This window comes from Embleya sp. NPDC001921 (genome assembly GCF_053594475.1).
The window spans coordinates 63,123-86,825 of the sequence record NZ_JBSFEO010000050.1; the positions used below are offsets into that span (position 1 = coordinate 63,123).

Genomic DNA, 23,703 nt, shown 5'->3' on the forward strand with positions numbered 1-23,703 from the left:
GGCGGACCGCCCTGATGCTGTGTGAAGACCCTCTCTCCCAGTCTTCCGACCCCGTCAAATCCGACACCCGTGAAAGCCCCCGGCACTTCCGACGCCCGAACCCAACGCCACACCCGACCCGGCGGCAACCACCCCCGGCCGCGCCCCCGACACGAGGGACCGCCGCCCGGGGCGGCCGTCCCCGAGAAAGGGGATCCGCCGGAGCACCCGGTTCGCCTCCGGATGCCTTCCGACTGTCCGCGGGCCCGCGCGTCGTGGTGGCGATGCCACGACTGTGCGTGCGGTCCGAGGGGCGCCGGGCCGGCCCGGTGGCGCCTTCGCCGCGGCCATCGCGCCGAGGCAGGGCTGTGTGGGCCGCTGCCGAAACGGCGGCACCGTGCGTGCCATGGTCTTCTTCTCCGTCCTGCCGTTCGGCCCGGACTCCGGCGCGCGAACCGGTCTGTGCTCCGGGTCCGGGCACGGTCGGGCCCTGGGGCGTGTCTTCGATCCCCCGTCGGGCTCCGCGGCGTGAGCGCAGCGAGGAGCCCGCAGGGCGGATGCGGTGCCGGGCGTCGTGGAACTCGGCGGGGGATCGAAGACACGCCCTACGCGCCCCACACCTGCCGGGCGCCGACCCACGTCGACAGGATCGGGATGTCCGCGATGTGTTCGGGTGCGACGGACAGCAGGTCCTCGCCCAGGACGGTGAAGTCCGCGAGCATACCCGGGGCGAGGCGGCCCTTCAGGTGGCCCTCGCCCGTGGCGTGGGCGGAGCCGGTCGTGTAGACGGCAAGCGCGAGGACCGGTGGTTGACCCTGGCCAACGCCAAGCGGATGGGCCACTTGCTGGATCCCGAGGGACGCAGCACCGGCTTCGTGCGGATGGATATCTGGGCCTGAGAGCGGGAGTGAGCGTTCACCGTCGGGATCACCACCACGATTCACGTCCCTTGCCGTACCCGTGCGGCATTCGTCCGGGCTCCTTAGGCTCGTAGGCGGAGGAAGCGTCGGTTCGCCGTTCGACGCCTTCCCTACGCGCGCGACGTGGAGGCATCGCATGACGACCGCCCGGGACCTGATGTTCACCGCCATGGACGAGTCGGCGAACGACGCGGTCGAGCAGGGCGAACTCTCGCTCGCGCTCGCCGGCGCCGAACTCGTCGACCTACTGGCCACCGATACCGTCACCCTGGACGGCGACCTGATCGTCCCGGGCCCCGACGTCCTCACCCCGGGCGGCCCCCTGCCGTTCGAGGATCCGCTGCTCGCCGGGGCAGCCGGGGCGTTGCGTCGGAACCGGCCGTACGAGTCCGTCGAGGACTGGCTGTGGCGCCGCGGCCGCGACCTGGCCGCCGCCTACGCGGCGGCCCTCGCCGCGGACGGCCGGCTCACGCGGCAGCACCGCCGTTTCCCGCTGGGGGCCGGGAAGGTCGTCGCGGTCGATTCGGCCGAGCACCGAAGCGCGCGGGACCGCCGAACGGCGCACGATCCGGTACTCATGGCGCTGGCCACCGCGGCGGGCGCCGTCGGCAAGGACCCGGAAGCACCGTCGAATTCCGTGGGCGGCCCGGTCGGCACCGTCCTCGCCGCGGTCGAGGACGCGGCGACCGAACTCGAAGCCGTCCGCCAACAACGCGCGATCGAACAAGCCGCCTACGACAACGTCTGGCGTGCGCCCTGAAGCGATGGCCGCATACCACCACGCGAGGGCGATCGGTGATGTCGACGGGGCCGTCGCGGTGTGTGGGAATTCGGCGCGAGCGTGCCTGGTGTGTGGCGTTCGGGTGAACGGTCGCCGGGGCCGAAGCCTTTGGGCGTGTGAGTCGTTGATCGGGGCAGGGGCGTCGGGACGGACCGGCGCCACAGCGAAGAGGGAGTGTTCGTGGGATCGTTCAAGAAGGTCACCATGGTCATGGCCGGCACCGCAGCCGTCCTGATGGCAGGCGCGGGTGCCGCCCACGCCGAGGCCGACGCGGACGGCGCCGCCGTCAACTCCCCCGGCGTGGCCTCCGGCAACAACCTCCAGGTCCCGATCCACGTGCCGATCAACCTGTGCGGCAACACCGTGAACATCGTCGGCATCCTCAACCCCGCCATCGGCAACACCTGCCTCAACGTCGACGGGGACGACGACAAGCACGAGACGCACGGCGAGCACCAGGCGCCTCAGCACGGCGGCCACCGGGGCTGACCCCTCCGAGGGCATCCTTCCCCGGACGTTCCTCCACGTCCGACACACCGAGACCCCCGCGCCTGCATCCCGCGGGGGTCTCGGCACGCCCGACCCCGTTCCGCACGACCACCGGCCGGCGGTGCCGGCGGCGCTCGCACCCGAAGGGCCGACTCGCCACCGCGTAGGGCGGCTCATCACTCGGACAGCGACCGGGCCACGCGGCGTGAAGGTCACCGCAGGAGACGTCCCCTTGCGCCGACGCCGCCGACGCCGCCGACGCGCGGGAGTTCATCCGGTTGCCGTGGCGCCGACCGGTGCGGCTTCGGGCGGACATCCACGCCGGTCTCAGCGGGTTCCGGACGGGAACGATGCGCACGGCGACCGGGTCCGGCCGGACGAAGCCGCCGACGGGTCCGACGCGCGTCTTCGGCCGCGCGAGTGTCCTTCGTGCCGGCTACAGCGCCTCGGCATGAACGAGCAAGCCGCGTCGCCTCCCGACGAAAACGCCATCGACATACCTAAATCCTGGAACAGGCACGTGCATCCCCGGCGAGGCGGCCTGCCCGGCCGAATGCCGAAGCCGGCGGAACCTGGCGAGAAGGAGCTGTGCTTCCCGTACGCGGACGAGATCGAGGAGGCGCTCGCGCACCGCCATTCGGATCCGGCACTGGTCGCGGCGGCACGCGGGCACCTGGCCGGCGAGCCCGACCCGCTCGGCGCGGCGGCGGTCGCGGCCATCCCGGAATCGGCCGTCCTCAACGGCGAGATGACCATACGATGCCTGACCGATCGGCAGGGCATCGCGGGCAAGGCACAGCGGCTCGGCGGGGCCGCACCGGGCCGCCCCGCCGAGACCGATGTCAAAGAGGCCGAGCGTCGCCGAACCCCGCCGGCCGACCCCGGCCCGGGCCCGCCGCGCCGGTACGGCCCGCCGCGCCGGTACGGCCCGCCGCGCCTCGGGGATCGTCGCGGGCGGCCCGATCGCCCGTGGCCCGCGGGTCGACCCCGGGCGCCGGGCTCGCGGACCCCATGCGGCCGAGCGCGAGCGGGCCGACCGGCGGATCGGTGCGCCCGGGCGGCACGCACCGCATGGCCGCCGCGCTCACGCCGGGTACGGAGCGGCCTCGCGTGCGGTTCGCAGGGCGCCCGCCCACCAGGAAAGCTGGTCGAGGAGCGTCTTGGCGTACCCCGGCGCGTCGGCGTCGAGCGGCCGGCCGTCCTGCCACGCGGTGAAGTAGTTCGGGAAGGCGAGGCCGTCGCGGACGGTCACCGCGTGCAACTCGGTCAACACGTTCTCCAGGTGCAGGACCGCGTGTCGCCCGCCGGCCGCGCCGCCGTAGCTGACGAAGGCGACGGGCTTGGCCGTCCACTGCGTGAAGTGCCAGTCGATGGCCGCCTTCAAGGACGCGGGGTAGCTGTGGTTGTACTCGGGTGTCACCACGATGAACGCGTCGGCGCCCTCCAGCGCCGACGTCAACGCCGCCATCCCGGCCGGGCGGGGGTAGTCGTCGCCCGCGTACTTCGGGGACGCGGCGGGCAGCGCCAGCGGGATGTCGATGTCTGCCAGATCGACGACGTCCACATCGAAGCCGCCGTGGGTGGCGGCCTGTTCGGCCACCCACGAGGCCACCACCGGGCCGAACCTTCCGTCTCGAACGCTTCCGACGATGATCAGCAACTTGTGCTCGGTGTTCTCCATGTCCACCACGATCACGTGGAGCCGAGGCCGCAACCAGACCGCGCTCAGGCCGGCCCCCGCAGGGCCGGCCTGAGCCCTCCACACCCCGCCGGCCCCGTCATAGGCTCACCTCATGGGTACGCCGTTGGGGGACTTCATCCGCGCGAAGCGGGACAGCATCCAGCCGGAATCGCTGGGACTGCCGGATCACGGACGCCGCCGCGCACCGGGGCTGCGCCGCTCGGACCTCGCCGCGCGCGCGGGCATCAGCGTGGAATACCTGACCCGCATCGAACAGGGCCGGGACCGCAATCCCTCCACGCCGATCGTGCACGCGCTCGCCGACGCGCTGAGCCTGGATCCGTCGGAGCGCGACCACCTGCGCTACCTCAGGAAGATCACCGGAGGTGCGTGCCCCTCGCACGCCCGGCCCGCGCCGCCGAGCCGAGCGGTACGACCGTCCGTCCTGGAGACGCTGCGTCTGCTCGAACCGGGCATCGCACTGGTGACGAACCGGCTCGGCGACATCCTCGCCCACACCGACGGCTTCGCGGCGGTGGCCGACGGAACGGGACTCCTCGACGCCGAGGCACCGAACCTCACCCGCTACGTCTTCACCGACGCGCGCGCTCGCGAGTTCTTCGCGGACTGGGACGACGTCGCGGACGAGCAGGCCTTCGACCTGTGGCTCGGGCCGAGCATCGAGAACACCGAGTGGCTCGCCGCAGAACTCGCTCCCGTGGCGGGCCCGGACTTCACCCGCCGCCTCTACGGGCACGTGGTGCCGCAACGCGGCCCCCTCCGGCTCAACCACCCTGCGGGCCGCACCTTGCGGTTGCTCCGGGAGACCCTCGAACTGCCCTCGGACGCACAACAACTGGTGGTCCTGCTACCTGCGGACGAAGCCACGGCACAGGCTCTCGACAAGCTCCGCCCCGGGCCGAGCGGTCGGCTCCGGGTCGTCTCGTAGCAGCGCGTCCGGCCCGCCCCGGCGCGAGAAACGCGCCCCTCACGGGCCCATCCGGGTGAACCACGACGCAGACGACGGCGATGAACACGGCGCGGTCGTCCGGTGAGGCACTTCCGCCGCCCTGACGGCGGGCGGTGAACGCCGGCCGCGGATGTCGGTGTCAACTCCCGGAATCGGTCGCCTCCTTGCGGACGCGGAAGCGGAGCATCGTCACGGCGCCCGACCTGATGGTGCTGAAGGGTTCCAGGTCGATCCTGCCGAGGCCCGGGGGTGAGAAGCGGACACCGTCGCCGAGCAGGACCGGCAGGACGTACACCAGGAGCTCGTCGACGAGTCCGCGCTGCAGGCACTGGGCGGCGACGTCGGCACCGAGGATCTCCAGGTTCCCGCCGCCCGCGGCACTGCGGGCCGTCGCGACGGCCTCCTCGATGTCACAGGTGAGGAACGTGACGGCGGGGTCCGGCTCGGTGGGAGGTTTGTGGGTCAGGACGAACTGTGGTCCGCCGTCGTAGGCGGTGTGCTCGTCGGACATGCCCTTGGCGACGTCGTACGTGCCCCGCCCGACAAGCATGGCTCCCGTGGCCGCCATGACCTCCGGGAACATGTCGTCGGACAGGTACCCGAAGATCCAGTCCATCGCGTGGTCGGGACCGGCGATGAAGCCGTCCAACGACATCGCCCTGTTCACGACCACTTTGTTGGCGCTGGTGCCGGTGTCGGTCTCGGTGCCGGTGCTCACATCACCCATGCGTCTTCTCCAAGGATTCAGCAGGCTTGAATCTGGATCGTAGTCCGGCCGACGACTGTCGGGTGGCCGGTGCGGAACGCAGGCGGCGACATCGGCGCAGGCCGTACGTACCCCTGGCGGCACTCGGTGTGGGCCGGTCGGCGGCACGCGCTCCTGCTCGCGAGACCGCACATCGGGCAACGAATCGGCTTCGAACGGCAGTCGCCCCGGCGCGGTCCGGGCGGCCACTCCCGAAAGGACTCGAAGGCGGCGCGACCTCGGCGGGTCGCGCCAGGACTCCGAACCCGACTTGGGTGACCTGTCGACCGCCATCGACCCACCGAAGAGGACCCACGGCGCCAAGTCCGGGTGTTCGAGCCGAGGCGGTCGATCGTGCTCCCGCGACCTTGCCCGGCGCTCGACTCCGCGGCCTGGGGGTGGGGCCGTCCTCCGCACCCGGGCGGGGGTCACCACTTGATGCGAGGGTCCTCCACCAGCTGCTTCAGCTGTGCCTGGGTGACGGGGATCGTGGTCAGGGGGGTGCCTTCGATCGGTGGGGTGGTCTGGCGGTAGCCGTGCACGGTCACGGAGATGCTGACCTTGCTGCCGTCCGTTCGGGTGACGGTGGCGGTGACCGCCTCGGGGTCGGTGGAGGTGCCGCGGCCGACGCTGATGACGCGGCCGTCGGGCAGCGTCTCCCGGGTGCACTCGTTCCACCGGTTCGCGTCGAGCCCTTCGGGGTGAGGGAGCGTGCCGCACAGGTCCGCGGGGTTGTCCAGCGGGCTCCTGGGGCCTTGCCCGGCCCGCAGTTCGTTGCCGACCGCCAACTTGGGCGAGTAGAAGGTGACGGCCAGGTTCCCCATCTGGCCGTCGTCCCGCCACGCGCCGTCGTAGCGGGCATGGGTGAAGCCGTTGCTGTCGCCTCCGTATCCCGGCGCGATGAACCGAACGTGGGCGTTCACCGGGTCGAGGGCTTCGATGATCACGGCGATGGCGCCCTCGGTGCGCCGGGCGACCTCCGCGTCTTGCGCCCGCCGGTCCGTCATGGGCAGCTCACCCCGGCGCGTCGGCACCGTGGGGGTGGGCTCCACCGACGCGCCGGGGGTGCCGGAGGCGGCCAAGCCCTGGCGATCCGCCTCGTCCCGGGGGCTCCCCTCGACCATGGCGACCGTGCAGACCGCCGCGATCGCCGCGACCGCCGATGTCACGGTGACCACCAGTCCCGTACGGCGCCTGCGGATCCGACGGCGCTCGCGGTCGATGCTCTCGATCGGAGCCGGCGATGCGTTGAAGTCCGCCACCTGCTCGTCGAGTCCGGCCCGGATCCAGGCCGTTTCGTCACGCACTTTCATGGGTTGTCCTCTCCAACGGGGCCTCCGCGTACCGGGCGTCCGCCGCCAGGGCGGGGTCGCGGCGCAGCTTCGCGAGACCTTTGGACGTCTGGCTCTTGACGGTCCCGACCGAGCAGCCGAGGACCACCGCCACGTCCGCTTCCGACATGTCGTCCCAGAAACGCAGCACGACCACGGCGCGCTGGCGCGGGGGCAGTTCGGCCAGGGCACGCATCAACGCATCGCGCTGGTCGACCTGGCGGGTCGGATCGGGACCCGGCACATCGGGCGTGCGCATGCCGAACAAGGCCACCGGGCGCAGCCGGCGGTACCGGTTGATATTGCAGTTGACGAGGACCCGGCGCACGTACGAATCCGGCTGCTCGACCGCCCGCACCCGCGCCCACGAGGCGCCCACCCGGGCAAGGGCCGTTTGGGCGAGATCCTCGGCCTCCCCGTGGTCTCCGGTCATCAAGTACGCGATCCGCACGAGTCGCCCCCATCGGGACTGGACGAACTCGCGGAACGCCGCGGCGTCGTCTGGCCTCATACACACCCCCTCACCCATAGAAACAAGGACTTGGGACGCGAGGTTGCCTGAGCGCGGAAAGTGCGAACCTCTTCGGTGATCGGCCGACCCGAACGCGCACCCGGACGCCTCTCCCTGCGCCGTCGTCCCGCCGCAACTCCCCGGGAGCGTCCGCACCTTCCGTACGCGTACCCGACGTGCTGCCGTTCCGGGTCGCCGTGGCGGTGGGAGCGGTCGCTCGGCTACACGATCACGGCGCCGGCATGGTCCGTCGCGGTTGGGCGATGCGGTCGAGCAACCAGGTCTCCACGCCGTCGAGCGCCGTTCGAGCCATTGCGGTGGGGTGCCCGGTGAAGCCGTGCGGGGCCTCCGGATAGACCCGGAGTTCGACGCGATTCCCGGCGGCGGAGAGTCGACCGGCCATCGCGAGGTTGTCTTCCAACAGCACATCCGCACTTCCGACGACCAGGAGCGCCGGGGGAAGATCGCGCAGGTCGCCGTAGAGGGGAGAGATGTCCGGAAGCGTGCGGTCCGCGACGTGGCCCGCGTAGGCCCGGATGAAGTACTCGTCCGCGATCCGACGTCCGGCCGGCGTCTGTGCGCTCAGGTCGTAGGTGCCGAACTGGAGTACGGCTCCCACGAATTCGTCGGCGACCCCGCTGTCCCTCAGTCGCAGCAGGGTCGCCAGTGCGAGTGTCGCTCCCGCCGAACTCCCGCCGATCAGCAGCCGGGTCGTGCCGAAGCGCTCCCGCGCGTGTTCCACGAGCCAAAGTGCCGCCGCCATGCAGTCGTCGGGCGCGGCCGGCCACGGATGCTCGGGCGCCAGGCGATAGTCGACACTGACGACCGCGAGGTGGAGGGCTTCCGCGAGCCGACGGTTGCGCAGGTCTCCTCGTGCTGCGGAGTCCATGTAGAAGCCGCCTCCGTGGATGTCCAGGTAGACGCCTCGCGCTCGCTCGTCGGACGGGGTGAAGATCCGCACCGGGACGCGCGCTCCCGATGCTTCGGCCATCTCTTCGACTGCCGGTGGATCGGCCGGGGCAGGCGCGGACCTCCGCGCACGCGCTTCCCTCAACTCCTCCGCGCTGCCGGGGCCACGACCGGCCGTCCTCGAACCGTAGAAGCTCCGAGCTTCATCGAGCTGCTCCGTCGGTATGTCGGCGAACAAGTTGCCCAACGCGAAGCGCACGGCGCCCTCCCGGTCACTCGAGATCTTGTTCCCACGCTATTCCAGGCGCGTCCGGCGACAGGGGGTCGGATGCGTCCGTCCTCCGACACGGGCATCGAGGTACGGCGTCGCGCGCAGTGGTGTCCCCGCGCGCGCCCGCGCCTCGCCGCTCATGGCGGAGACGATCATCGCCTGCGGGCCGTGGTCGGTCCTGGTACGGATCGTGCCCGCCGTGCCGGTTCCCGGATCGAGGGCGTGGCGGCGCACCGGGGCCCGGCGGGGCGCTCAACTCCCGCCGGCTGCCGCCTGGTTGATGTCCGGGCTGCGCAGGATGCGCTCGCCCGTACCGTTGCGTCCCACGACGGCGAGCATCGCGCGACCCAGGTTCTCGGTGGTGGTCACGTACTTGGGGGCCACCCGGCGCAGCAGCGGGTACAGCCGGGAGATCACCACGTAGAGCCTGCGATAGGTCGGGGTCCGGGACATCTCGCCGTGCGACGCGTGGATGAAGCCGGGGCGGAACATGTACGCGCGGAACGGCATCGCGAGCAGTTCGTTCTCGGTGCGGCCTTTGACGCGGGCCCACATCGAGCGGCCGCGTTCGGTGCTGTCGGTGCCTTCGCCGGAGACGTAGACGAAGGTGAGCGCCGGGTTTGCGGGTAGGGCTCGGGCCGCGGCGAGGGTGTAGTCGTGGGTGATCCGGCGGTATTCGTCCTCGCGTTTGCCCACGGACGAGATCCCGAGGCAGAAGAAGCACGCGTCCACGGCTTCGAACTCGGGGGCGAGCGCCGAGAAGTCCGTGAAGTCCGCGTGCACGATCTCGCGGAGCTTGGGGTCGGCCGTGCCGAGCGGTGCCCGGACGACCGCGGTCACGCGGGTGACGCGGTCGTCGCGCAGGCATTCGCGCAGGACGCCTTGGCCGACCATGCCGGTGGCGCCGAAGAGGAGCACGTGCACAGGGATCTCTCCTGGGTGAGGGGGTGGTCGATCGAGGGAGGGTCAGCCGGCGTACGCGGGGAGCCGCGCGCCGGTGAGGCGTTCGGCCTCGGCCCACAGGCGGGCGTTGGTCGCGGTGTCGCGGGCCCGCTTGGTGATCTTGGCAGGTCCGGTGGGGCCCACGAGGCCGAGGCGCTTGCTCGGGCCGTAGTAGTGGCCGGCTTCGGCGTCGGGGCTGGTCGCGGCGTACAGCAGTGGTTCGGCGCCCTGTTCGACGCCCTGGGAGGGCAGGAAGTCGAGCGCGGCGAACAGGGAGCGCTTGGGCGTGTCGCGTCCCAGGCTCGCCCCCGCCGTCTGCAGGTTCGTGCGCGTGAAGCCCGGGTGGGCCGCGGTGCTCGTCAGCGGCCAACCGCGCTCGGCCGCGAGGTCGGCGAGGTGTCGGGCCAGGACGAGGTCGGCGAGCTTGGACTGGGCGTACGCGAGGTGAGTGCGGTAGCGACCGTTCTCCCACTGGAGATCGTCGAAGTGGATGCGGCCGTAGTTGGCCGTGCCGCTGCTCATGGTCGCCACCCGGGGCGCGGCGGCGGCGAGCAGCGCGGGCAGCAGGCGGACGGTGAGTGCGAACGGGCCCAGGAAGTTGCTGCCGAACTGCAACTCGAAGCCGTCGGCGGTGGTCATTCGGGCGGGTGGCGCCATCACCCCGGCATTGTTGACCAGGAGGTCGAGGGGCGTGCCGTCGGCGACGATCCCGTTCGCGAAGTCCCGGACCGAGGCCAGGTCGGCCAGGTCGATCCGGCGGACCTCGAGGTTCGCGCCGGGGTGTACGCCCAGGATCTCGGCGCGCGCCGCCTCGCCCTTGGCGACGGTGCGGACGGCCATCACGACGCGGGCGCCGGCGGCGGCGAGGCGCTTGGCCGTCTCCAGGCCGGTGCCGCTGTTGGCGCCGGTGACGACGGCGAACCTGCCGGTCTGGTCGGGGACGTCGTACATGGGGGCTCCTTGAAGGATCATAAGAGACTGTCGGTCTGTTGTGATTTCAAGTTAGCAGACCTCCGGTCTCTTAACAACAGACCGGGGGTCTGTAGAATTCGGCGCATGACGACGTTCCAGCGTGCGCGCAACGAAGAACAGCGGGAGATCCGCCGACGGGCGATCCTGGACGTCGCGGCGGCGATGCTGACCGAGATGCCGGTGGCCCAGCTCAGCCTCAACGAGCTCAGTCGCCGCGTCGGGCTCGCGAAGTCGAACGTGCTGCGCTACTTCGAGTCGCGCGAGGCGGTTCTGCTGGAACTCCTCGACGTCGCCCTGCGCGCCTGGCTGGAGCGGCTCGACGTCGCCCTCGCGGACGCGGTGGACGCCGACGCGCCGACGACCGAGCGCGCCGACCGGGTGGCCGCCACGATCGCGGCCTCCCTGGCGGAGCAACCGGTGTTGTGCGACCTGCTCGGCGCCCAGGCCGCCGTCCTGGAACGCAACGTCTCCCCGCAGATCGCCGCCGGGTACAAGCACGCCGCGCTGGCCAACGTCGACATCATGGTCGGGCTCATCCGCCGCCACCTCCCCGAACTCGCCCAGCCGGCGGCGTTTCGGTTCGTGGCCGCCGCCGTCATGGTCACCGGCGCGGTGTGGACGCACGCCCAGCCGTCGGCGGCGATGCTCGCCGCCTACGAGGCGGACCCCGAACTTGCGGCGCTGCGCCTGGACTTCGGCTCGACCCTGCGCGAACTCCTCGAAGTACTCCTCGCCGGCCTGCTGGTCCGCGCAGCGCGCTGAACCACCACCCCACGCTGAGCCACCACCCCACGCGCCCGCCCGACGCCGGCCGGCTTCCAGCACACAGCGCGAGCACAACCTGCGAGGCCCCCCGCCCGATTCGTCCGACCGCGCGCCGTCAGCCCTGGCTGGTTGGTCCAGCGTGTGCCCTTCCGACGCCGCGGTTGACGATTGACCGCGAACTCTCGGGTATGGCGGTGGCGTTCGCGGTGATCCGAGTGTGAATCCCCGGCCGACGCCACCGCGGTGCCGACGGTCGGGTCGGATCGGGTCCGATTAGGTCGCGTCGCGTCGGGGCGGAGCGGAGCGGGGCGGGGCGGAGCGGGGCGGAGCGGGGCGGAGCGGAGCGGGGCGGAGCGGGGCGGAGCGGGGCGGAGCGGGGCGGAGCGGGGCGGGGGGATCGTCCGCGTCGCAAATCCGGTCGAAGTGGCGGCGGTCGTCCCGCGACAATGGGCGACATGGACGAAGTCGAGGTTGTCGTCGCCCATCACGAGTGCGCGACCCTGCGCGTCGGCGGCGTGTTCCTGAAGATCGACGCGGATCAGACGCGCGCCGACGTCGAGGTCGAGGCGATGGCCGTGGCACCGATCCCGACTCCGGAAGTCCTGTGGCGGAAACCGCCCGTGCTCGCGCTCGCCGCACTCCCGGGCACGGCGCTCGGCCGTCTCGGCGAGCCGTCGACCGCGCCGTCCGCGGCGTGGGCCGCGGCGGGTGCCGCCGTACGGATGCTCCACGACGCGCCGCTTCCGCCATGGCCCGGTCGCAGCCTCGAGGAGATCGCATCGCACCTCGACCGCGAGTGCGAGTGGCTCCTCGCGAACGGCGTCCTTCCCGCCGACCTGGTCACACGCAACCGCCGGATTGCCGAGGCCGCGCTCCGGCCCTGGACACCGGTGTTCACGCACGGCGACCTGCAAGTCGCCCACGTGTTCGTCGACGGTGACGAGATCACCGGCGTCATCGACTGGTCCGAGGCGGGCCGGGGTGATGCCCTCTACGACCTCGCCACCCTGACGCTCGGACACCGGGAGCACCTCGGCGACGTCGTCGCCGGCTACGGCACCGACGTCGACCTCGACGTGATCCGCGCGTGGTGGTCGTTACGGAGCCTGGTGGCGGTGCGCCGGCTGGTCGAGCACGGCTTCGACCCGTCCGCGCCGGGCTGCGAGGTCGACGTACTGAGATCCCGGCTGTGAGGCTGCGCCAAGCGGACGGCCACGCGTAGTCCCCAAGGGGCTTCGGCGGCTCGCCGCCCGGTTTCCGGATCGGCCGGCCGCTCGATTCACAGCAGTGTGCGGAGGGCTTCGCCGAGTTGCCTGTGGGCAGGTGGTTCTTGGCGAGGTGGAAGTCGAAGGTGTCGATGATCGTGTGGTCGTCGACATCGACGCCGTCGAAGCCGCGGCCGAGGCCGTGCTTGGGGACGGCGACGATGTCCCCGGGGTCGGCCGGGTTGACCACGATCGCCGCAGTCACAGTTCCTCCGGATTCGAAACGATGCCGCTCGCGTCCTTCGTCGCACCCGCCGGAAATGCGCCGGATCTCGTTTCTGCGGGGCGACGTCCGAATGGAAACCGGCGAACGGTTCCCCCCCCGCGGGCCGAAGCCGAACCCCGCACCTTCCGCCCCGGCCCGCAACACCCCGGCCGGCAACAACCCGGCCCGCACCATCACCACACCGCAACCCACCGCCCCCGGGCGTCAGTCACCTTCGCCGGCGGCGACGGCTCGGTCGTAGGCGGCCAAGGTGTCGATGAACAGTTGTCGTTCGGGCGCGCTCAGCGGTTCGAGCGCCTTGCGCCAAGCGGTCGCCCCCCGGCCCAGCCAGTTGTCGATCGCCGGACGGTGTTCCGTTCCGATGGAGACGATCGTTCGGCGACGGTCGTTCGGGTCCTGGTCGCGGCGCAGGATCCCTTGGCGACAGAGGTCGCCGACCATCAGGCTCGCGGTCGTGGGGGCGACCTCCAGCCGGGCGGCGAGTTCGTTCACCAGCAGCGGTCCGTCGAAGAGCAGGTAGGCGAGCAGTGACAGGTGTCGGGGGGCCAGGGCGTACCCCTCCAGTTCGGCGGGAATGGGGATGCGCTTCACGCGCCCGATCATGCGCGGCATGAACAGGAGCATCGTCCGGACCGCTTCGTCGACGCCCGGACCGGACGCGTCGGGTTCTCGATCGACTCTTGACATCCGTCTGCACGCTCCATAGGTTCGCATCAATAGCTTTGCTTGCAAAGCAAATATTTCTTCTCATGTCGATGCTAGTCGAGAGGTCACCCCATGCCGGAGCAACACCCGGGTCCCGCGGATTTCAACGCACACGTCATCGCGGAGTTCCGCGCCAACGGTGGCCACGTGGGCGGAATGTTCGAGGGCGCCCCACTCGTCCTGCTCACCACGGTCGGCGCGCGCACCGGCCGCCCGCACACCAACCCCGTGGTCCGGGCGTCCGACGGCGACCGGATCCTGATCTTCGCCTCGAACGCGGGTGGTCCGCGCAATCCCGCTTGGTACCACAACCTGCTGGCGCAATCACAGGTCACCGTCGAGGTGGGCGTCGACGGCGACGCCGAGGGTGCCGTCGTCGAGACCTACGTCGCGGAGGCGACGCCCCTCGTGGGCGCCGAACGCGACCGCCTCTTCGCGGCCCAGTGCGACCGCGATCCGGCCTTCGCGGCGTATCAGGCCGGAACACCGCGAGTGATCCCGGTGGTTGCACTCCGCCGGATCGAGACCGAGGCAACCGACGAGGACGCGGCGTAATCCCTTGCCGGACCGTGCGCCGTCGGGGCTCCCGAACCAAGGGGGCCGGCAATGTCCCAAGGCCGGCGTTCGCCAAGGCTCGCGAGCTCGGGCCGGCCTTCATCCTGCCCTCCTCCGCCACAACGACCTTGCCCACAACGCGGCATGTCTGTCGAAACGACGGCACACCGCAACGACGGCACGCCGAAACCAGGGAGCCGCCCCATGCCCACGTCCACCCGGGATCCGAGCGCGAAACACGAGGACCCCGCGGCAGAACCGCGCTACAGCCCACGCAGATGGGCCGCGCTCACGGTGACGTTGGCCGCGGTGTTGATGGACATGATCGACGCGACCGTGCTCAACGTGGCACTGCCCTCACTGCGCGAGGACTTGGGCGCCTCGTCGGCACAGGTGGAGTGGGCGATCGCCGGATACACCCTCGCGTTCGCCGCCGCCATGATCACCGGGGGCCGGCTCGGCGACAGGTACGGGCGCCGTCGGGTATATCTCGCCGGACTCGGCGGCTTCGTCGTCGCCTCGGCCCTGGCCGCTTCGGCCACCGGACCACAGATGCTGATCGCTACACGCGTACTCCAAGGCGGGGCCGCGGCCCTGATGGTGCCGCAGGTCCTTGCCATGCTCCAGGTCGAGTTCCCCAAATCCGAGCACGCCAAGGCGATGTCGATGTACGGCATGTGCTTCGCACTCGGCGGCCTCGGCGGCCCGCTGCTGGGCGGAGTACTGCTCGACGCCGACCTGTTCGGCCTCGGCTGGCGACCGATCTTCCTCGTCAACATCCCGATCGGCATCGCGGCATTCGTCGGTGCCGTCGTACTCACCCGGGAATCAAGCTCCGAGCAGGCACTGTCCGCGGACGTGCGCGGCACCGTCATCGCCACCGCGGGCCTGCTCGCACTGCTCTATCCCCTGGTCGAGGGGCGCCCGCTGGGGTGGCCGCTGTGGATCGTGGCCACGACGGCCGCCTGCCCCCTCCTGTTGTGGCTGTTCGTTCGCCACGAGCGGGCCCTCGGTCGACGCGGTGGATCGCCCCTGGTGGATCCGGCCCTGTTCCGCCACCGCAGCGTGATCGGCGGACTCTCGGTCGCCGTGCTGTTCTTCTGCGGAACCGCGTACACGTTGGTGCTCACGGTGCACCTCCAGACCGCTGCCGGATACTCCCCACTGCGCACCGCACTGTCGATGATCCCCTTCACCGTCGGGGTCGGGATCGGCTCGGGCTTCGCGCCACGACTGATGCCGCTGGGCCGCAGGGTGGTGATCCTCGGCGCGCTGGTGATGGCGGCCGGGATGACACTGATCGTGCTCTGCGTCGACCGGTACGGCACGGGCATCGCGCCCTGGCACCTGATCCCCGGCCTGGTCGTCGCGGGACTCGGCATGGCCATGGTCGCCGGCACACTGCTCACCATCGTCTTGGCGAAGGTGCCCGAGGCCGAGGCCGGCGCCGCGTCCTCGCTGATCAACACCGCGATTCAGGTCGGCGTGGCCGCGGGCGTCGCGTTGATCGGCACCGTCTACTTCGGCCGACTCGACGGCGGACACGACGCGGTGGACTCCGCGGTGATCGGGATGGGCGTGGTGATCGCGCTCTATCTCCTGGCCGCGATCCTGGCGCTGGTCCTTCCCCCCGGACGGCCCGAGAGCACGCCCGCCCTTGCGAACTCGCCTGTTTCATAAGGACGCGACGCCTCACGGGTCGCTCTCACCGGCCGAACGCGACCGGCCACTGCCGGACAGCGTCGTGGCGCGCTCTCGCTGCCGGCGCAGCGGGACCGGCTCCGCGGACGCGGGGAAACGATGTCCCGGAGCACGATCGCCGGTGTTCCGGTGAGACCGGCTCCGCGTGCGGGGGGACGATCCGCGCGCGGGGCCGGCCCTCGGTCGTCACCCGGAGGGCAGTACCCGCAGGTGCGGACGGCGGCGCAGCCGCAACGCGGAGACCGCGGCCAGCGCGATCGAGAGCACCAGGGCGGAGATCAGGCCGTGCACGACACCCCGCACGAGGAAGGCGACCTCGGTGTGGTCGATGGCGTAGGTGCCGATCTCCCTGCCGGACCAGAACGGCAGCATCCTGGCCATGGTGGTCGCGGGGTCGGCAATCATCTGCATGCCGACCGTGATCAGCAGCAGCAGCGTTCCCTCGAACTCGCGGGGCACCAAAGCTCCCAGGAGCAGGCCGAACGGCGTTGCCACGGCCACGCACAGCCCCATCGCGAGGGCGATCGCACCCAGTCGCACGCGCGGTTGATCCAGGGCCACGATCGCGAGATAGGGCAGTGCCACCACTGTCCCGATCAGCCACAGCGCCAGCATTCGACCCATCCACAACTGGTGGACGCGGTAGCCGGACACCCGAAGCCGTTCCTCGATCGACCGGCCGCTCTGGCCGACGAACAGCGCGGAGCCGCTCATCGCCCAACTCAGTCCCAGGAAGAGGAATCTGATCGATTGACCGGCGTGGTCGGCGCGTTGGGTCAGGTAGAACGGCAGCGGAAAGAGCAGCAGGAGCACGAGCACCAGGCGACGTCGCAGGATCTCCCGCGCCGTCATCTCGGCGATGGTCATCAGTCGGGTCACCGGGTGTGTGTTCCCTTCGGGTGGCGTCGGCCGTCGGCGGTGGACGCGGCCTCGCGTCGTGGCGTCAGATCCAGCACGGTGTCGACCCGATCGAGCCGGTCGAGCAGATGGGTGACCACGACGACGGCCTTCCCCGCGTCGCGCCACTCCCAGACCTGGTCCCAGAAGTCCGTGTAGGAGCCGCGGTCGAAGCCCTGGTACGGCTCGTCGAGGAGCAGTACGTCCGGATCGCCGAGCGCGGTCAACACCACGTTGAGTTTTTGTCGGGTACCGCCCGACAGGTGTCCGGCCGCCGCCGGGGCGGGCTGTGGCCAGCGCAGGTGTTCGGCCAGCGCTCGACCGGCCCCGCGGGCGCGGGTCCGGGTCAGGCCGCGGGCCGCGCCCACGAGCACGAAGTGCTCGTCGGGGGTGAGGAAATCACTGGTCCCCGCTCCCTGGGGGCAGTAGCCGACGGACCCCCGCAGCACGATGCGGCCGGTGTCCGCGCTCTCCAATCCCGCGCAGATGCGCAGGAACGTGCTCTTGCCGCAGCCGTTCGCGCCGACCACGGCGGCAACCTCCCCGGCGCGCACGGTCAGATCGACTCGCTGGAGCACTCGGTGCCGGCCGTGTCGCTTGGCGATGCCCGAGGCCTGGAGTCGAATCGGGCCCAAGGCACGGGCCGGTCGCGCGTCGGAAATCTGTGCTCCGCACAGGCTCTCGTACACGGCTGCCGCGTACACCGCGGGTGGGCCGAAGGCGCGGACGGGATCCTCACCGCCGTCCCACAGATGAGCCTGCGCTTCGTGCAGCACGTGGCGGATCCGATCCGACGGCAGTCCTCGCAGCCGCAGTTCGATTGCCAGCGCGTCAAGCCATTCGGGGCCGGTGATCACTGCTCCACCTCTTCCAAGACCGCACCTACGCGTCGCGTGAAATCGACCCATTCACCTGCGGCCGCACGCAGTTCCCGTTCGCCCGGTGGCGTCAATCGGTAGTACTTGCGCGCCGGTCCGGCGTCACCCTCGCACCAGCGAGCCGCGATCAGACCGCCGCGCTCCAGCCGCAGCAGCACCGGGTACAGCGTCCCGCCGCGAATCGCGCCGAACCCGGCGTCCTCCAACGCCTGTCCGAGCCGATAGCCGTAGCTCTCACCCTCGACAAGCAGGCCCAGAACGCACAAATCCAGTACACCGCGCAGCCATTGACTGTGCCGCTCCGTCTTCATGCAGCAGCAAGATAGCAGCACTATCTAGATTGCATCGCGATCTAGCTGGCCGAGACCCGGGGCACTCCGGCGAGGACGAGGGTCGAAGGCCGGCCGTGGACACCAAGCGTCGAGATCGCGGTGGGGAGCACGCGCGCAATCTCCCGGGACTCCACGCCCGAGGAACGGCAACGGCGACCACGACATCGAACTGCGCCTGGCCTCAGACGATTTCCCAAGCGGCGGCGCGGTGAGGCGGCGACATCGTAGGCGAACAGCGGGCGCCCCGACGGACGAACGGCTCCTGCCACCAGATGCGTTCGCCCTCGGACAGGGGCAAGGGCCTGGCCTGCTACGCCGACGCGCCCGCGTGATCGAGTACCCGCGCACACGCGGCAGCCGCCACCGCCGCCCCGGCGCCGACACCCGGATCGTGCCGCTTTTTCGCCTGTCCGACTACCAGAGGGTGGCCGGTCCCGAGACGACCCAGCCGGCGTCGGTGGGCTTGACCCAAAAGTTCAATGCCACCTCGATGATCCGCGCGCGGTAGGTGATCTTGACGTAGCAACCACCGCCCTCGTGGGCCCAGTGGAAGGTCGCGAGATCGAGTTCGCCGAGCCAGGACAAGTCCCGTTCCCACTCGTCGGCAGCAGGTCCGCGGCTCGCCTCGTCCTCATCGGCGCTCGCCCGGACCGAGCCGGCCCACAGTGACTTGAGCACATGCCGGACCGAGGTGTCATCGACGAGCTGCTCGACCTCGGAGTTCCTCCCGGCTTGGAGCAGAGCGAAGTAGCGACGGACGACTGCTTCGACGTCGGTCTGGGCAGGGCGCTCGGTCCAGATCTTCACCGTGAGATCTTAACCGGCGTCTCGTCCCCGGTTTTTGAGGATCGGGTTCCGCACGGGTGGGGGTGGCTTCGCCGACGGGTCGGCGGGTCGTGAGGTCGATCATCGCGCAGGTCCTTGGGGCCGGCGCGTGAACGGCCGCAGCCCAGCCGGAGGTTGGCGAGGCCCAGTGCGAGGTCGAGGTCCGGGTTCCGGTCGACGCGAAGGGCCTGTCCGGGCTGTCGCTTCCTCGTGCTTGGATGCGACATCGGCGTTGGGAAGGCAAAGACATGACACGTAGGACACCGTCACGCCCGTTGGATGTGGCCGTGGAGTTTCCGGAACTTGCCGGCCTGGCGAGGACGACCACCCGTCTGCATCCCTACCCGGGTGCACCTGGCGTCCACGACAGTTCGGTGGGCGGGCCGTTGTTGTGGCCGGCGGATGAGCCCTGGCCCGAGTACGAGTCGCCGTACCTGCCGAGCGGGCCGCTGACCACGCTCGCGGACGTTCGCACTCTGCGGGCGGTTCTCACCCGGGCGTGGTCGCGACCGCGGGGGCCCCGGGAGAACCTGCTGACCGCGGCGGAGCAGGAAGTCGTCGACCGGATACACGCGGGACACAGGCCAAAGTTGCCGGCGGGGCCGCTGCCTCTGATCGCGCTCGCCCAGCTCTACGCCCGCGACGTGCCGGGATTCCCGTTTCCGGAGGGGACCGATCTCCTGCAGGTGTTGTGGTCGCCTTGCGACGAGATCGAAGGGTCCTCGGGCGCCGTACAGCTCAGGTGGCGCCTGTCCTCGGACGTTGGGGAGGTCCTGGTCGCTCCGCCCGAGCCCGCATTCGTGGAACAGAGTGACCACGTGCCGGATCCGTGCCTGTTGCGGCCCGAGCGGGTGCGTGAGTTCCCGCCGTACCACGTCCTCGACGAGGAACTGGCGGAGCGTGTGCTGACCTGGTCCGGGCAGCGGTCGGTGGACTACCGGAACGACCTGTCCGTGGCGCCCGGTTGGAAACTGGGTGGGTGGCCGGCACGTTTCACCTTCCGCGATCCCGCGGGCTCCGACGAGTTGAGCTGCGGCGAGTGCGGCGGGCCCGTGGAGGCGCTGCTGACCGTCGACGGCAGCGAATGGGACGGATCCACCGGTAGTTGGCGTCCGGTCGAGGAGGACGAGGACGCCGAGGAGCCGGCCGAGCATCCGTACCGAAGCGCGAGCGAGCCCACTCTGGTGACCATCGGACGCGGTTACACGCTGCAGTTCTACAGCTGTATCGGCACGCCGTCCCATCTGCCGCGGACGATCATGCAGTAGCGGGAACGGGGGTTGGAGGCGAGTGGCCGGCCCGCTCGCCTCCAACCGAAGTCGGTGATGGTCGATTTCGTCACCGACTTCGGTCGACGGATCCGACACCACCGACACACGCTTCGAAGGCGTCGTGGGTCATTCGGCCAGGGTCGGGGCCGCGTGGGACCAGCGGTGTTCGTCGAGTTCGCGGGCGATGAAGCGAGCGAGGTCGGTGCGCGTGACCTTGCGGCCGCCCTTGGGGTTGCTCGCGTCGAGGACACGGTAGCTGCCGGTCGGGGGTTCGTCCTGCAGCCGGGCGGGGCGGACGAAGGTCCAGTCGATGCCGCTTCGGCGAACGATCGTTTCCATCAACCGCATGTCGTCGTACAGCTCCTTCACCAAAGGAGAGACGAGATTGCGGTACCACCAGGGGAAGTTGGGGTCGCGGTGGTTGACTCCGCCCGAGGTGACCGCGATCAGCCGGAGTACGCCGGCGCCTTCCATCGCGGACACCAGGGTCCGCGCCGCGTCGGAGTAGAGCCGGTGTGCGTGCCACCCCGAGGGGCCGATCGCGGAGACCACGACGTCATGGCCTTCGACGGCGGAGCGCATGCTGTCGGCGTCGCGCACGTCGGCCCGCACGAGGTTCGCCTCCCCCGCGCCGGGCGAGTCCTGCGGAGTCGGGGGGCGCCACCGGGCCGGCTCGCGCACCGCGGCGGTGACGTCGTGTCCCAGGTGCAGGGCCTCCCGGACGACGAGGTGTCCGGTGCGGCCGTTGGCTCCGAAGACGATCACTTTGCTCATGACGCGGGTCCTCACATGTTCGATGGACTCATGGATTGACGGGCTGCCGGGCTGATGGGCTGCCGGGCTGACCCGGGTCGCGTCTCGGGTGTCGCGGGTGCGACCGAGACAGCGGCTCGGCCGGAGCGGGCCGCGGTGCCACCCGGTCGGCAAGGGCGATGTGACCGACGGCCGGGGCCGCTTGGGCGCAGGCGCGACCGGGGCCCGTGCCGACGCCGGTGGTGAGTCGTCTCGCCTACGAGGCGCGGGCCCGGGGCAACAGGAACACGAGGGCCGCGCCGACCATGCAGGTCGCGGTGACCACGAGTGCGCCGATCACCAGGCCGTCCGCTCCCGGGTCGGGGGCGCCGGCATCGTGGGCAGCGAAGTACACGGTGCCGAGCACCGCGACGCCCAGGGCCGTGGAGAGTTGCTGGAGGGCATTGAGGGTGCCCGACGCGCTCCCCGTCTCGGCGGGTTCGGCGGCTGCCAGGATCGACTGGACCAGCGTGCCGGACACCAGGCCCACGCCCAGGCCCACGACCAGGACCGGTATCGACAGCGCCCAGGCCGGTGCGCCGGACGCGGCCGCGGCGGCAAGGCCGAGCGTGCCGAGCGCCTCCACCCCCAGCCCCAGGTGCAGGAGCGAGCGGCCGAGCCGGGCGGCCACCGACGGAGCGATGAGCGAGGCGAGCCCGATGCCCGCGGCGAGCGGCGACAGGGAGAGCGCGGTCCCCCACGCGGAGCGGCCGAGATCGAGTTGGAGGTGGAGGGAGAGAACGAGCAGCAGTCCGCCGAGGCCGGTGAAGAACGCGGCGGTGACCGCGAGACCGCCGACGAACGCGGGTTTGCGCAGCAGGCTCGGCACCAGAACCGGCGAGCGGCTGGTGCGTTGACGTCGGCCGAACGCGGCGAAGGCGGCGATGCCGGCGGCGATCTCCGCGACCGTCCACCAGGGCCAACCCGCTTCCCGGCCCTGGATCAGCGGGTGGACGACGAACGCGGATCCCATGGCGACCAGGAGGGCACCCGGCGGATCGATCCGCACGAGCGGGTCGCCCGGGTCGGCCGGCATCCACCGCAGCGCCCCGACCACGGTCAGTGCGCCGAGCGGAAGGTTTATCAGGAAGATCATCCGCCAGTCGAGTCCGGCCGGGTCGAGGGCGATGAGGCCGCCCGCGAGGACGGGGCCACCGACCCCGGCGAGCGCCATCACCGGTCCGAACGTCGCGAACGCGCGGCCGCGTTCGCGCTCGTCGAACACCGCGCTCAGGACGCCGAACCCCTGCGGGATCATCAACGCGCCGAGCGCGCCCTGCGCCACCCGTGCCGCGACCAGCACGGTCGGCGAAGGCGCCGTCGCGCACACCGCGGAGGCCGCCGTGAACCCGGCGGCGCCCACGACGAACAGCCGGCGCCGACCCCATCGATCGCCCAGCCGGCCGCCGACGATCAGCAGGACACCGAAGGCGAGCGTGTACCCGGCGGTGAGCCACTGCATGATCGCCACGCCGCCGCCCAGCCCGGCACGGACCGAAGGGGCGGCCACGTTCATCACGGTCGCGTCCAGCAGGTCCAGGGCCTGGGCCAGCAGCACCACCGCCAGGATCCGCCACCGATGCGGATGGGCGGCCGGCGGCGCCGTAGGGGCGGCCGACGTCGAAGCGGGAACGGTCACGGGGTCTCCCAACCAGGCTTAACAAACACTGTTCGTCAAGCAGAGTGCCCTTAACGAACAGCATTCGTCAAGGTAGGGTTGCGCCATGCCGCAAGCCCGTTCGCGCTCCCGCCCCTCGAAATCCAAGCTCGGCCTGGACGCCGTCCTGGTCGCCACCATGGCGCTGGTCGACGAGCTGGGCTGCGAAGCGGTGAGCCTGCGGCGCGTCGCCCAGGCCCTGGAGACCGGTCCCGCCTCGCTCTACGTCTACGTCCGCGATCGGCAGGAGTTGATGGCGCTCGTCCTCGACCACGCGGTGGCCGACGTGGTCGTGCCCGACGAGGTCTCGGGGGACTGGCGCACCCGCCTCGAACTGCTCGTCGGACGCATCGTCGCCGCCCTGGCCGGCCACAACGACATCGCCTCCGTCGGCCTGCGGGACGCCCTCCCCGGCCCGCACGGCCTGCGCCTGACCGAGGAGGCGGCGCGCCTGCTCCAAACGGGTGGGCTCGACGACGACGCCTGCTCCTGGGCCATCGACCTGCTCGGGCAGTACATCTACTCGACCGCCCTGGAGAACGCCGGCGACGCACGATCCCGACAAGCCCCCGCCGAGCCCTCGTCGGGCGCCGATCCGACCGGGTCCGAGACGTTCACCGCCCGACTCGACGCCACCTTCCGGGCGTTGCCCGCCGAGCGGTACCCCACCCTGCGGGCTCTGGCACCGAGCCTCACCGGCGGCGACCAGGACGCCAGGGCCGCGTGGAAACTCCGCGTGATCATCGACGGCCTCCTCGCCCAACCCCCTCGCCGGCCCACATCCCACCGGGACGACACCACCGCACCCACGCCGAAGTGACCGAGCACCGACGGATGACCTGGGGCGTGTCTTCAACCCCCCCGGCGAGAGCGGGGCCGCTGGGCACTCGGTGTTCCCCGATCACGACGCCCGGGCGCGGATGCGGACGGGCACGGGGACGGCGGCGACTTCCCCGACTCGCCGGGCGGGCTCTGCCACTGGTGGAAGCGGTGGGTGCAGGACACAACGGGGCACGAAAAACCGGTACCGCGCCCGAAGCGGTGCTCGGGCGCGGTACCGGTCGTGGTGATACGTGTGGGGTGTGTGCGGGCCGCGTTCGGGATATGGCCGAAGGCTAGGCGTCGACCTTCACACCGCTGCTGTTCTGTCCCGGAACATTTCCGGTCTGCCCCGGAACGTGTCCGAGCCGCTTGTTGCGCATGATCGAGGAGACCAGCGCGACACCGATGAACCCGATCCCGACCAGGCCGGTGATCACCTCGTGGATCTCCCACTTGATCGACACCAGCAGGATGCTCGCCAGCGCGCCGATCGCGTACATCGCGCCGTGCT

The 23,703-nt window shown here is 71.0% G+C and carries 26 protein-coding genes; 10 read left to right on the plus strand and 16 right to left on the minus strand.

What is annotated here, in order from left to right:
- Window positions 1–584: 584 nt before the first annotated feature.
- Window positions 585–725: a hypothetical protein gene (locus ACWCPW_RS41295; protein WP_449766792.1), complete on the minus strand. Its 141-nt coding sequence runs from the start codon at window positions 723–725 to the stop codon at window positions 585–587.
- On the opposite strand from ACWCPW_RS41295, the gene ACWCPW_RS41300 reads away from it, so the two are divergent.
- The 3 genes from ACWCPW_RS41300 to ACWCPW_RS41310 all read left to right on the plus strand — a co-directional run bounded on the left by ACWCPW_RS41300 (window position 726) and on the right by ACWCPW_RS41310 (window position 2,169).
- The gene (locus ACWCPW_RS41300) at window positions 726–878 is read left to right on the plus strand and encodes a hypothetical protein (protein WP_449766793.1); all 153 of its coding nucleotides are present in this window, start codon (window positions 726–728) and stop codon (window positions 876–878) included.
- A 157-nt stretch (window positions 879–1,035) separates the two neighbouring features.
- Complete coding sequence (locus ACWCPW_RS41305) at window positions 1,036–1,659, plus strand: GPP34 family phosphoprotein (protein WP_449766766.1); 624 nt, start codon at window positions 1,036–1,038, stop codon at window positions 1,657–1,659.
- Window positions 1,660–1,860: 201 nt separating this feature from the next.
- Window positions 1,861–2,169, plus strand: a complete 309-nt coding sequence (locus tag ACWCPW_RS41310; RefSeq protein WP_449766767.1) for a chaplin — start codon at window positions 1,861–1,863, stop codon at window positions 2,167–2,169.
- Window positions 2,170–3,253: 1,084 nt separating this feature from the next.
- Here ACWCPW_RS41310 and ACWCPW_RS41315 read toward each other — a convergent pair.
- The gene (locus ACWCPW_RS41315) at window positions 3,254–3,850 is read right to left on the minus strand and encodes an NADPH-dependent FMN reductase (protein ID WP_449766768.1); all 597 of its coding nucleotides are present in this window, start codon (window positions 3,848–3,850) and stop codon (window positions 3,254–3,256) included.
- Window positions 3,851–3,962: 112 nt separating this feature from the next.
- Here ACWCPW_RS41315 and ACWCPW_RS41320 point away from each other — a divergent pair, with 112 nt between their 5' ends.
- Window positions 3,963–4,799: a helix-turn-helix domain-containing protein gene (locus ACWCPW_RS41320; RefSeq protein WP_449766769.1), complete on the plus strand. Its 837-nt coding sequence runs from the start codon at window positions 3,963–3,965 to the stop codon at window positions 4,797–4,799.
- A gap of 160 nt (window positions 4,800–4,959) precedes the next feature.
- Here ACWCPW_RS41320 and ACWCPW_RS41325 read toward each other — a convergent pair whose 3' ends face one another.
- From ACWCPW_RS41325 to ACWCPW_RS41350, 6 genes are all read right to left on the minus strand, one after another.
- Entirely contained in the window at window positions 4,960–5,547 is a 588-nt protein-coding gene (locus tag ACWCPW_RS41325) for a dihydrofolate reductase family protein (protein WP_449766770.1), read from the minus strand.
- 446 nt (window positions 5,548–5,993) lie between these two features.
- On the minus strand, window positions 5,994–6,878 hold the full coding sequence (locus ACWCPW_RS41330; protein WP_449766771.1) for a hypothetical protein: 885 nt from the start codon (window positions 6,876–6,878) through the stop codon (window positions 5,994–5,996).
- Entirely contained in the window at window positions 6,865–7,407 is a 543-nt protein-coding gene (locus ACWCPW_RS41335) for a SigE family RNA polymerase sigma factor (protein ID WP_449766772.1), read from the minus strand. The genes ACWCPW_RS41330 and ACWCPW_RS41335 overlap by 14 nt, the downstream gene beginning before the upstream one ends.
- 229 nt (window positions 7,408–7,636) lie before the next feature.
- A complete protein-coding gene (locus ACWCPW_RS41340) occupies window positions 7,637–8,575 on the minus strand; it encodes an alpha/beta hydrolase (protein WP_449766773.1) in 939 nt (312 codons plus the stop codon).
- 264 nt (window positions 8,576–8,839) lie between these two features.
- Window positions 8,840–9,511: an NAD(P)H-binding protein gene (locus tag ACWCPW_RS41345; protein ID WP_449766774.1), complete on the minus strand. Its 672-nt coding sequence runs from the start codon at window positions 9,509–9,511 to the stop codon at window positions 8,840–8,842.
- Window positions 9,512–9,553: 42 nt separating this feature from the next.
- Window positions 9,554–10,480, minus strand: coding sequence for an SDR family oxidoreductase (locus ACWCPW_RS41350; protein ID WP_449766775.1), 927 nt, complete (start codon window positions 10,478–10,480; stop codon window positions 9,554–9,556).
- Window positions 10,481–10,585: 105 nt separating this feature from the next.
- On the opposite strand from ACWCPW_RS41350, the gene ACWCPW_RS41355 reads away from it, so the two are divergent.
- Together ACWCPW_RS41355 and ACWCPW_RS41360 are read left to right on the plus strand one after the other, a co-directional pair.
- A complete protein-coding gene (locus tag ACWCPW_RS41355; RefSeq protein ID WP_449766776.1) occupies window positions 10,586–11,263 on the plus strand; it encodes a TetR family transcriptional regulator in 678 nt (225 codons plus the stop codon).
- Window positions 11,264–11,721: 458 nt separating this feature from the next.
- Window positions 11,722–12,459 carry a phosphotransferase family protein gene (locus ACWCPW_RS41360; RefSeq protein ID WP_449766777.1) on the plus strand — a complete coding sequence of 246 codons (738 nt, stop codon included), beginning with the start codon at window positions 11,722–11,724 and terminating at the stop codon, window positions 12,457–12,459.
- 502 nt (window positions 12,460–12,961) lie between these two features.
- Here ACWCPW_RS41360 and ACWCPW_RS41365 read toward each other — a convergent pair.
- Window positions 12,962–13,444, minus strand: a complete 483-nt coding sequence (locus ACWCPW_RS41365) for a MarR family winged helix-turn-helix transcriptional regulator (RefSeq protein ID WP_449766778.1) — start codon at window positions 13,442–13,444, stop codon at window positions 12,962–12,964.
- Between the two features lie 90 nt (window positions 13,445–13,534).
- Between ACWCPW_RS41365 and ACWCPW_RS41370 the strand changes: the two genes are divergently transcribed.
- Both ACWCPW_RS41370 and ACWCPW_RS41375 read left to right on the plus strand, forming a co-directional pair.
- Window positions 13,535–14,017 carry a nitroreductase/quinone reductase family protein gene (locus ACWCPW_RS41370; protein ID WP_449766779.1) on the plus strand — a complete coding sequence of 161 codons (483 nt, stop codon included), beginning with the start codon at window positions 13,535–13,537 and terminating at the stop codon, window positions 14,015–14,017.
- Window positions 14,018–14,221: 204 nt separating this feature from the next.
- Window positions 14,222–15,697 (plus strand): MFS transporter, encoded by a 1,476-nt coding sequence (locus ACWCPW_RS41375; protein ID WP_449766780.1) that lies wholly within the window; start codon window positions 14,222–14,224, stop codon window positions 15,695–15,697.
- A gap of 207 nt (window positions 15,698–15,904) precedes the next feature.
- Here ACWCPW_RS41375 and ACWCPW_RS41380 read toward each other — a convergent pair whose 3' ends face one another.
- The 4 genes from ACWCPW_RS41380 to ACWCPW_RS41395 all read right to left on the minus strand — a co-directional run bounded on the left by ACWCPW_RS41380 (window position 15,905) and on the right by ACWCPW_RS41395 (window position 18,632).
- Window positions 15,905–16,597 (minus strand): ABC transporter permease, encoded by a 693-nt coding sequence (locus tag ACWCPW_RS41380; protein WP_449766781.1) that lies wholly within the window; start codon window positions 16,595–16,597, stop codon window positions 15,905–15,907.
- Window positions 16,594–17,472 (minus strand): ATP-binding cassette domain-containing protein, encoded by an 879-nt coding sequence (locus ACWCPW_RS41385; RefSeq protein WP_449766782.1) that lies wholly within the window; start codon window positions 17,470–17,472, stop codon window positions 16,594–16,596. Before ACWCPW_RS41385 ends, ACWCPW_RS41380 begins: the two co-directional genes overlap by 4 nt.
- Window positions 17,469–17,804 (minus strand): PadR family transcriptional regulator, encoded by a 336-nt coding sequence (locus ACWCPW_RS41390; RefSeq protein WP_449766783.1) that lies wholly within the window; start codon window positions 17,802–17,804, stop codon window positions 17,469–17,471. The genes ACWCPW_RS41385 and ACWCPW_RS41390 overlap by 4 nt, the downstream gene beginning before the upstream one ends.
- Before the next feature lie 435 nt (window positions 17,805–18,239).
- Window positions 18,240–18,632: a hypothetical protein gene (locus tag ACWCPW_RS41395; RefSeq protein ID WP_449766784.1), complete on the minus strand. Its 393-nt coding sequence runs from the start codon at window positions 18,630–18,632 to the stop codon at window positions 18,240–18,242.
- 305 nt (window positions 18,633–18,937) lie between these two features.
- On the opposite strand from ACWCPW_RS41395, the gene ACWCPW_RS41400 reads away from it, so the two are divergent.
- On the plus strand, window positions 18,938–19,918 hold the full coding sequence (locus tag ACWCPW_RS41400; protein ID WP_449766785.1) for a hypothetical protein: 981 nt from the start codon (window positions 18,938–18,940) through the stop codon (window positions 19,916–19,918).
- Between the two features lie 129 nt (window positions 19,919–20,047).
- Here ACWCPW_RS41400 and ACWCPW_RS41405 read toward each other — a convergent pair whose 3' ends face one another.
- Window positions 20,048–20,695 (minus strand): NAD(P)-dependent oxidoreductase, encoded by a 648-nt coding sequence (locus tag ACWCPW_RS41405; RefSeq protein ID WP_449766786.1) that lies wholly within the window; start codon window positions 20,693–20,695, stop codon window positions 20,048–20,050.
- 235 nt (window positions 20,696–20,930) lie between these two features.
- The gene (locus ACWCPW_RS41410; RefSeq protein WP_449766787.1) at window positions 20,931–22,352 is read right to left on the minus strand and encodes an MFS transporter; all 1,422 of its coding nucleotides are present in this window, start codon (window positions 22,350–22,352) and stop codon (window positions 20,931–20,933) included.
- Window positions 22,353–22,437: 85 nt separating this feature from the next.
- Here ACWCPW_RS41410 and ACWCPW_RS41415 point away from each other — a divergent pair, with 85 nt between their 5' ends.
- The gene (locus ACWCPW_RS41415) at window positions 22,438–23,190 is read left to right on the plus strand and encodes a TetR/AcrR family transcriptional regulator (RefSeq protein WP_449766788.1); all 753 of its coding nucleotides are present in this window, start codon (window positions 22,438–22,440) and stop codon (window positions 23,188–23,190) included.
- Window positions 23,191–23,485: 295 nt separating this feature from the next.
- Here ACWCPW_RS41415 and ACWCPW_RS41420 read toward each other — a convergent pair.
- Window positions 23,486–23,703 (minus strand): DUF475 domain-containing protein (locus ACWCPW_RS41420; protein ID WP_449766789.1); only part of this gene is annotated, 218 nt, incomplete at its 5' end.

Excerpts from the sequence above, each read along its gene's own strand:
- ACWCPW_RS41305 (WP_449766766.1), top strand. The coding sequence starts at position 1,036 with ATGACGACCGCCCGGGACCTGATGTTCACCGCCATGGACGAGTCGGCG.
- ACWCPW_RS41315 (WP_449766768.1), bottom strand. The coding sequence starts at position 3,850 with ATGGAGAACACCGAGCACAAGTTGCTGATCATCGTCGGAAGCGTTCGA.
- ACWCPW_RS41320 (WP_449766769.1), top strand. The coding sequence starts at position 3,963 with ATGGGTACGCCGTTGGGGGACTTCATCCGCGCGAAGCGGGACAGCATC.
- ACWCPW_RS41325 (WP_449766770.1), bottom strand. The coding sequence starts at position 5,547 with ATGGGTGATGTGAGCACCGGCACCGAGACCGACACCGGCACCAGCGCC.
- ACWCPW_RS41330 (WP_449766771.1), bottom strand. The coding sequence starts at position 6,878 with ATGAAAGTGCGTGACGAAACGGCCTGGATCCGGGCCGGACTCGACGAG.
- ACWCPW_RS41335 (WP_449766772.1), bottom strand. The coding sequence starts at position 7,407 with ATGAGGCCAGACGACGCCGCGGCGTTCCGCGAGTTCGTCCAGTCCCGA.
- ACWCPW_RS41350 (WP_449766775.1), bottom strand. The coding sequence starts at position 10,480 with ATGTACGACGTCCCCGACCAGACCGGCAGGTTCGCCGTCGTCACCGGC.
- ACWCPW_RS41355 (WP_449766776.1), top strand. The coding sequence starts at position 10,586 with ATGACGACGTTCCAGCGTGCGCGCAACGAAGAACAGCGGGAGATCCGC.
- ACWCPW_RS41360 (WP_449766777.1), top strand. The coding sequence starts at position 11,722 with ATGGACGAAGTCGAGGTTGTCGTCGCCCATCACGAGTGCGCGACCCTG.
- ACWCPW_RS41365 (WP_449766778.1), bottom strand. The coding sequence starts at position 13,444 with ATGTCAAGAGTCGATCGAGAACCCGACGCGTCCGGTCCGGGCGTCGAC.
- ACWCPW_RS41370 (WP_449766779.1), top strand. The coding sequence starts at position 13,535 with ATGCCGGAGCAACACCCGGGTCCCGCGGATTTCAACGCACACGTCATC.
- ACWCPW_RS41375 (WP_449766780.1), top strand. The coding sequence starts at position 14,222 with ATGCCCACGTCCACCCGGGATCCGAGCGCGAAACACGAGGACCCCGCG.
- ACWCPW_RS41390 (WP_449766783.1), bottom strand. The coding sequence starts at position 17,804 with ATGAAGACGGAGCGGCACAGTCAATGGCTGCGCGGTGTACTGGATTTG.
- ACWCPW_RS41405 (WP_449766786.1), bottom strand. The coding sequence starts at position 20,695 with ATGAGCAAAGTGATCGTCTTCGGAGCCAACGGCCGCACCGGACACCTC.
- ACWCPW_RS41415 (WP_449766788.1), top strand. The coding sequence starts at position 22,438 with ATGCCGCAAGCCCGTTCGCGCTCCCGCCCCTCGAAATCCAAGCTCGGC.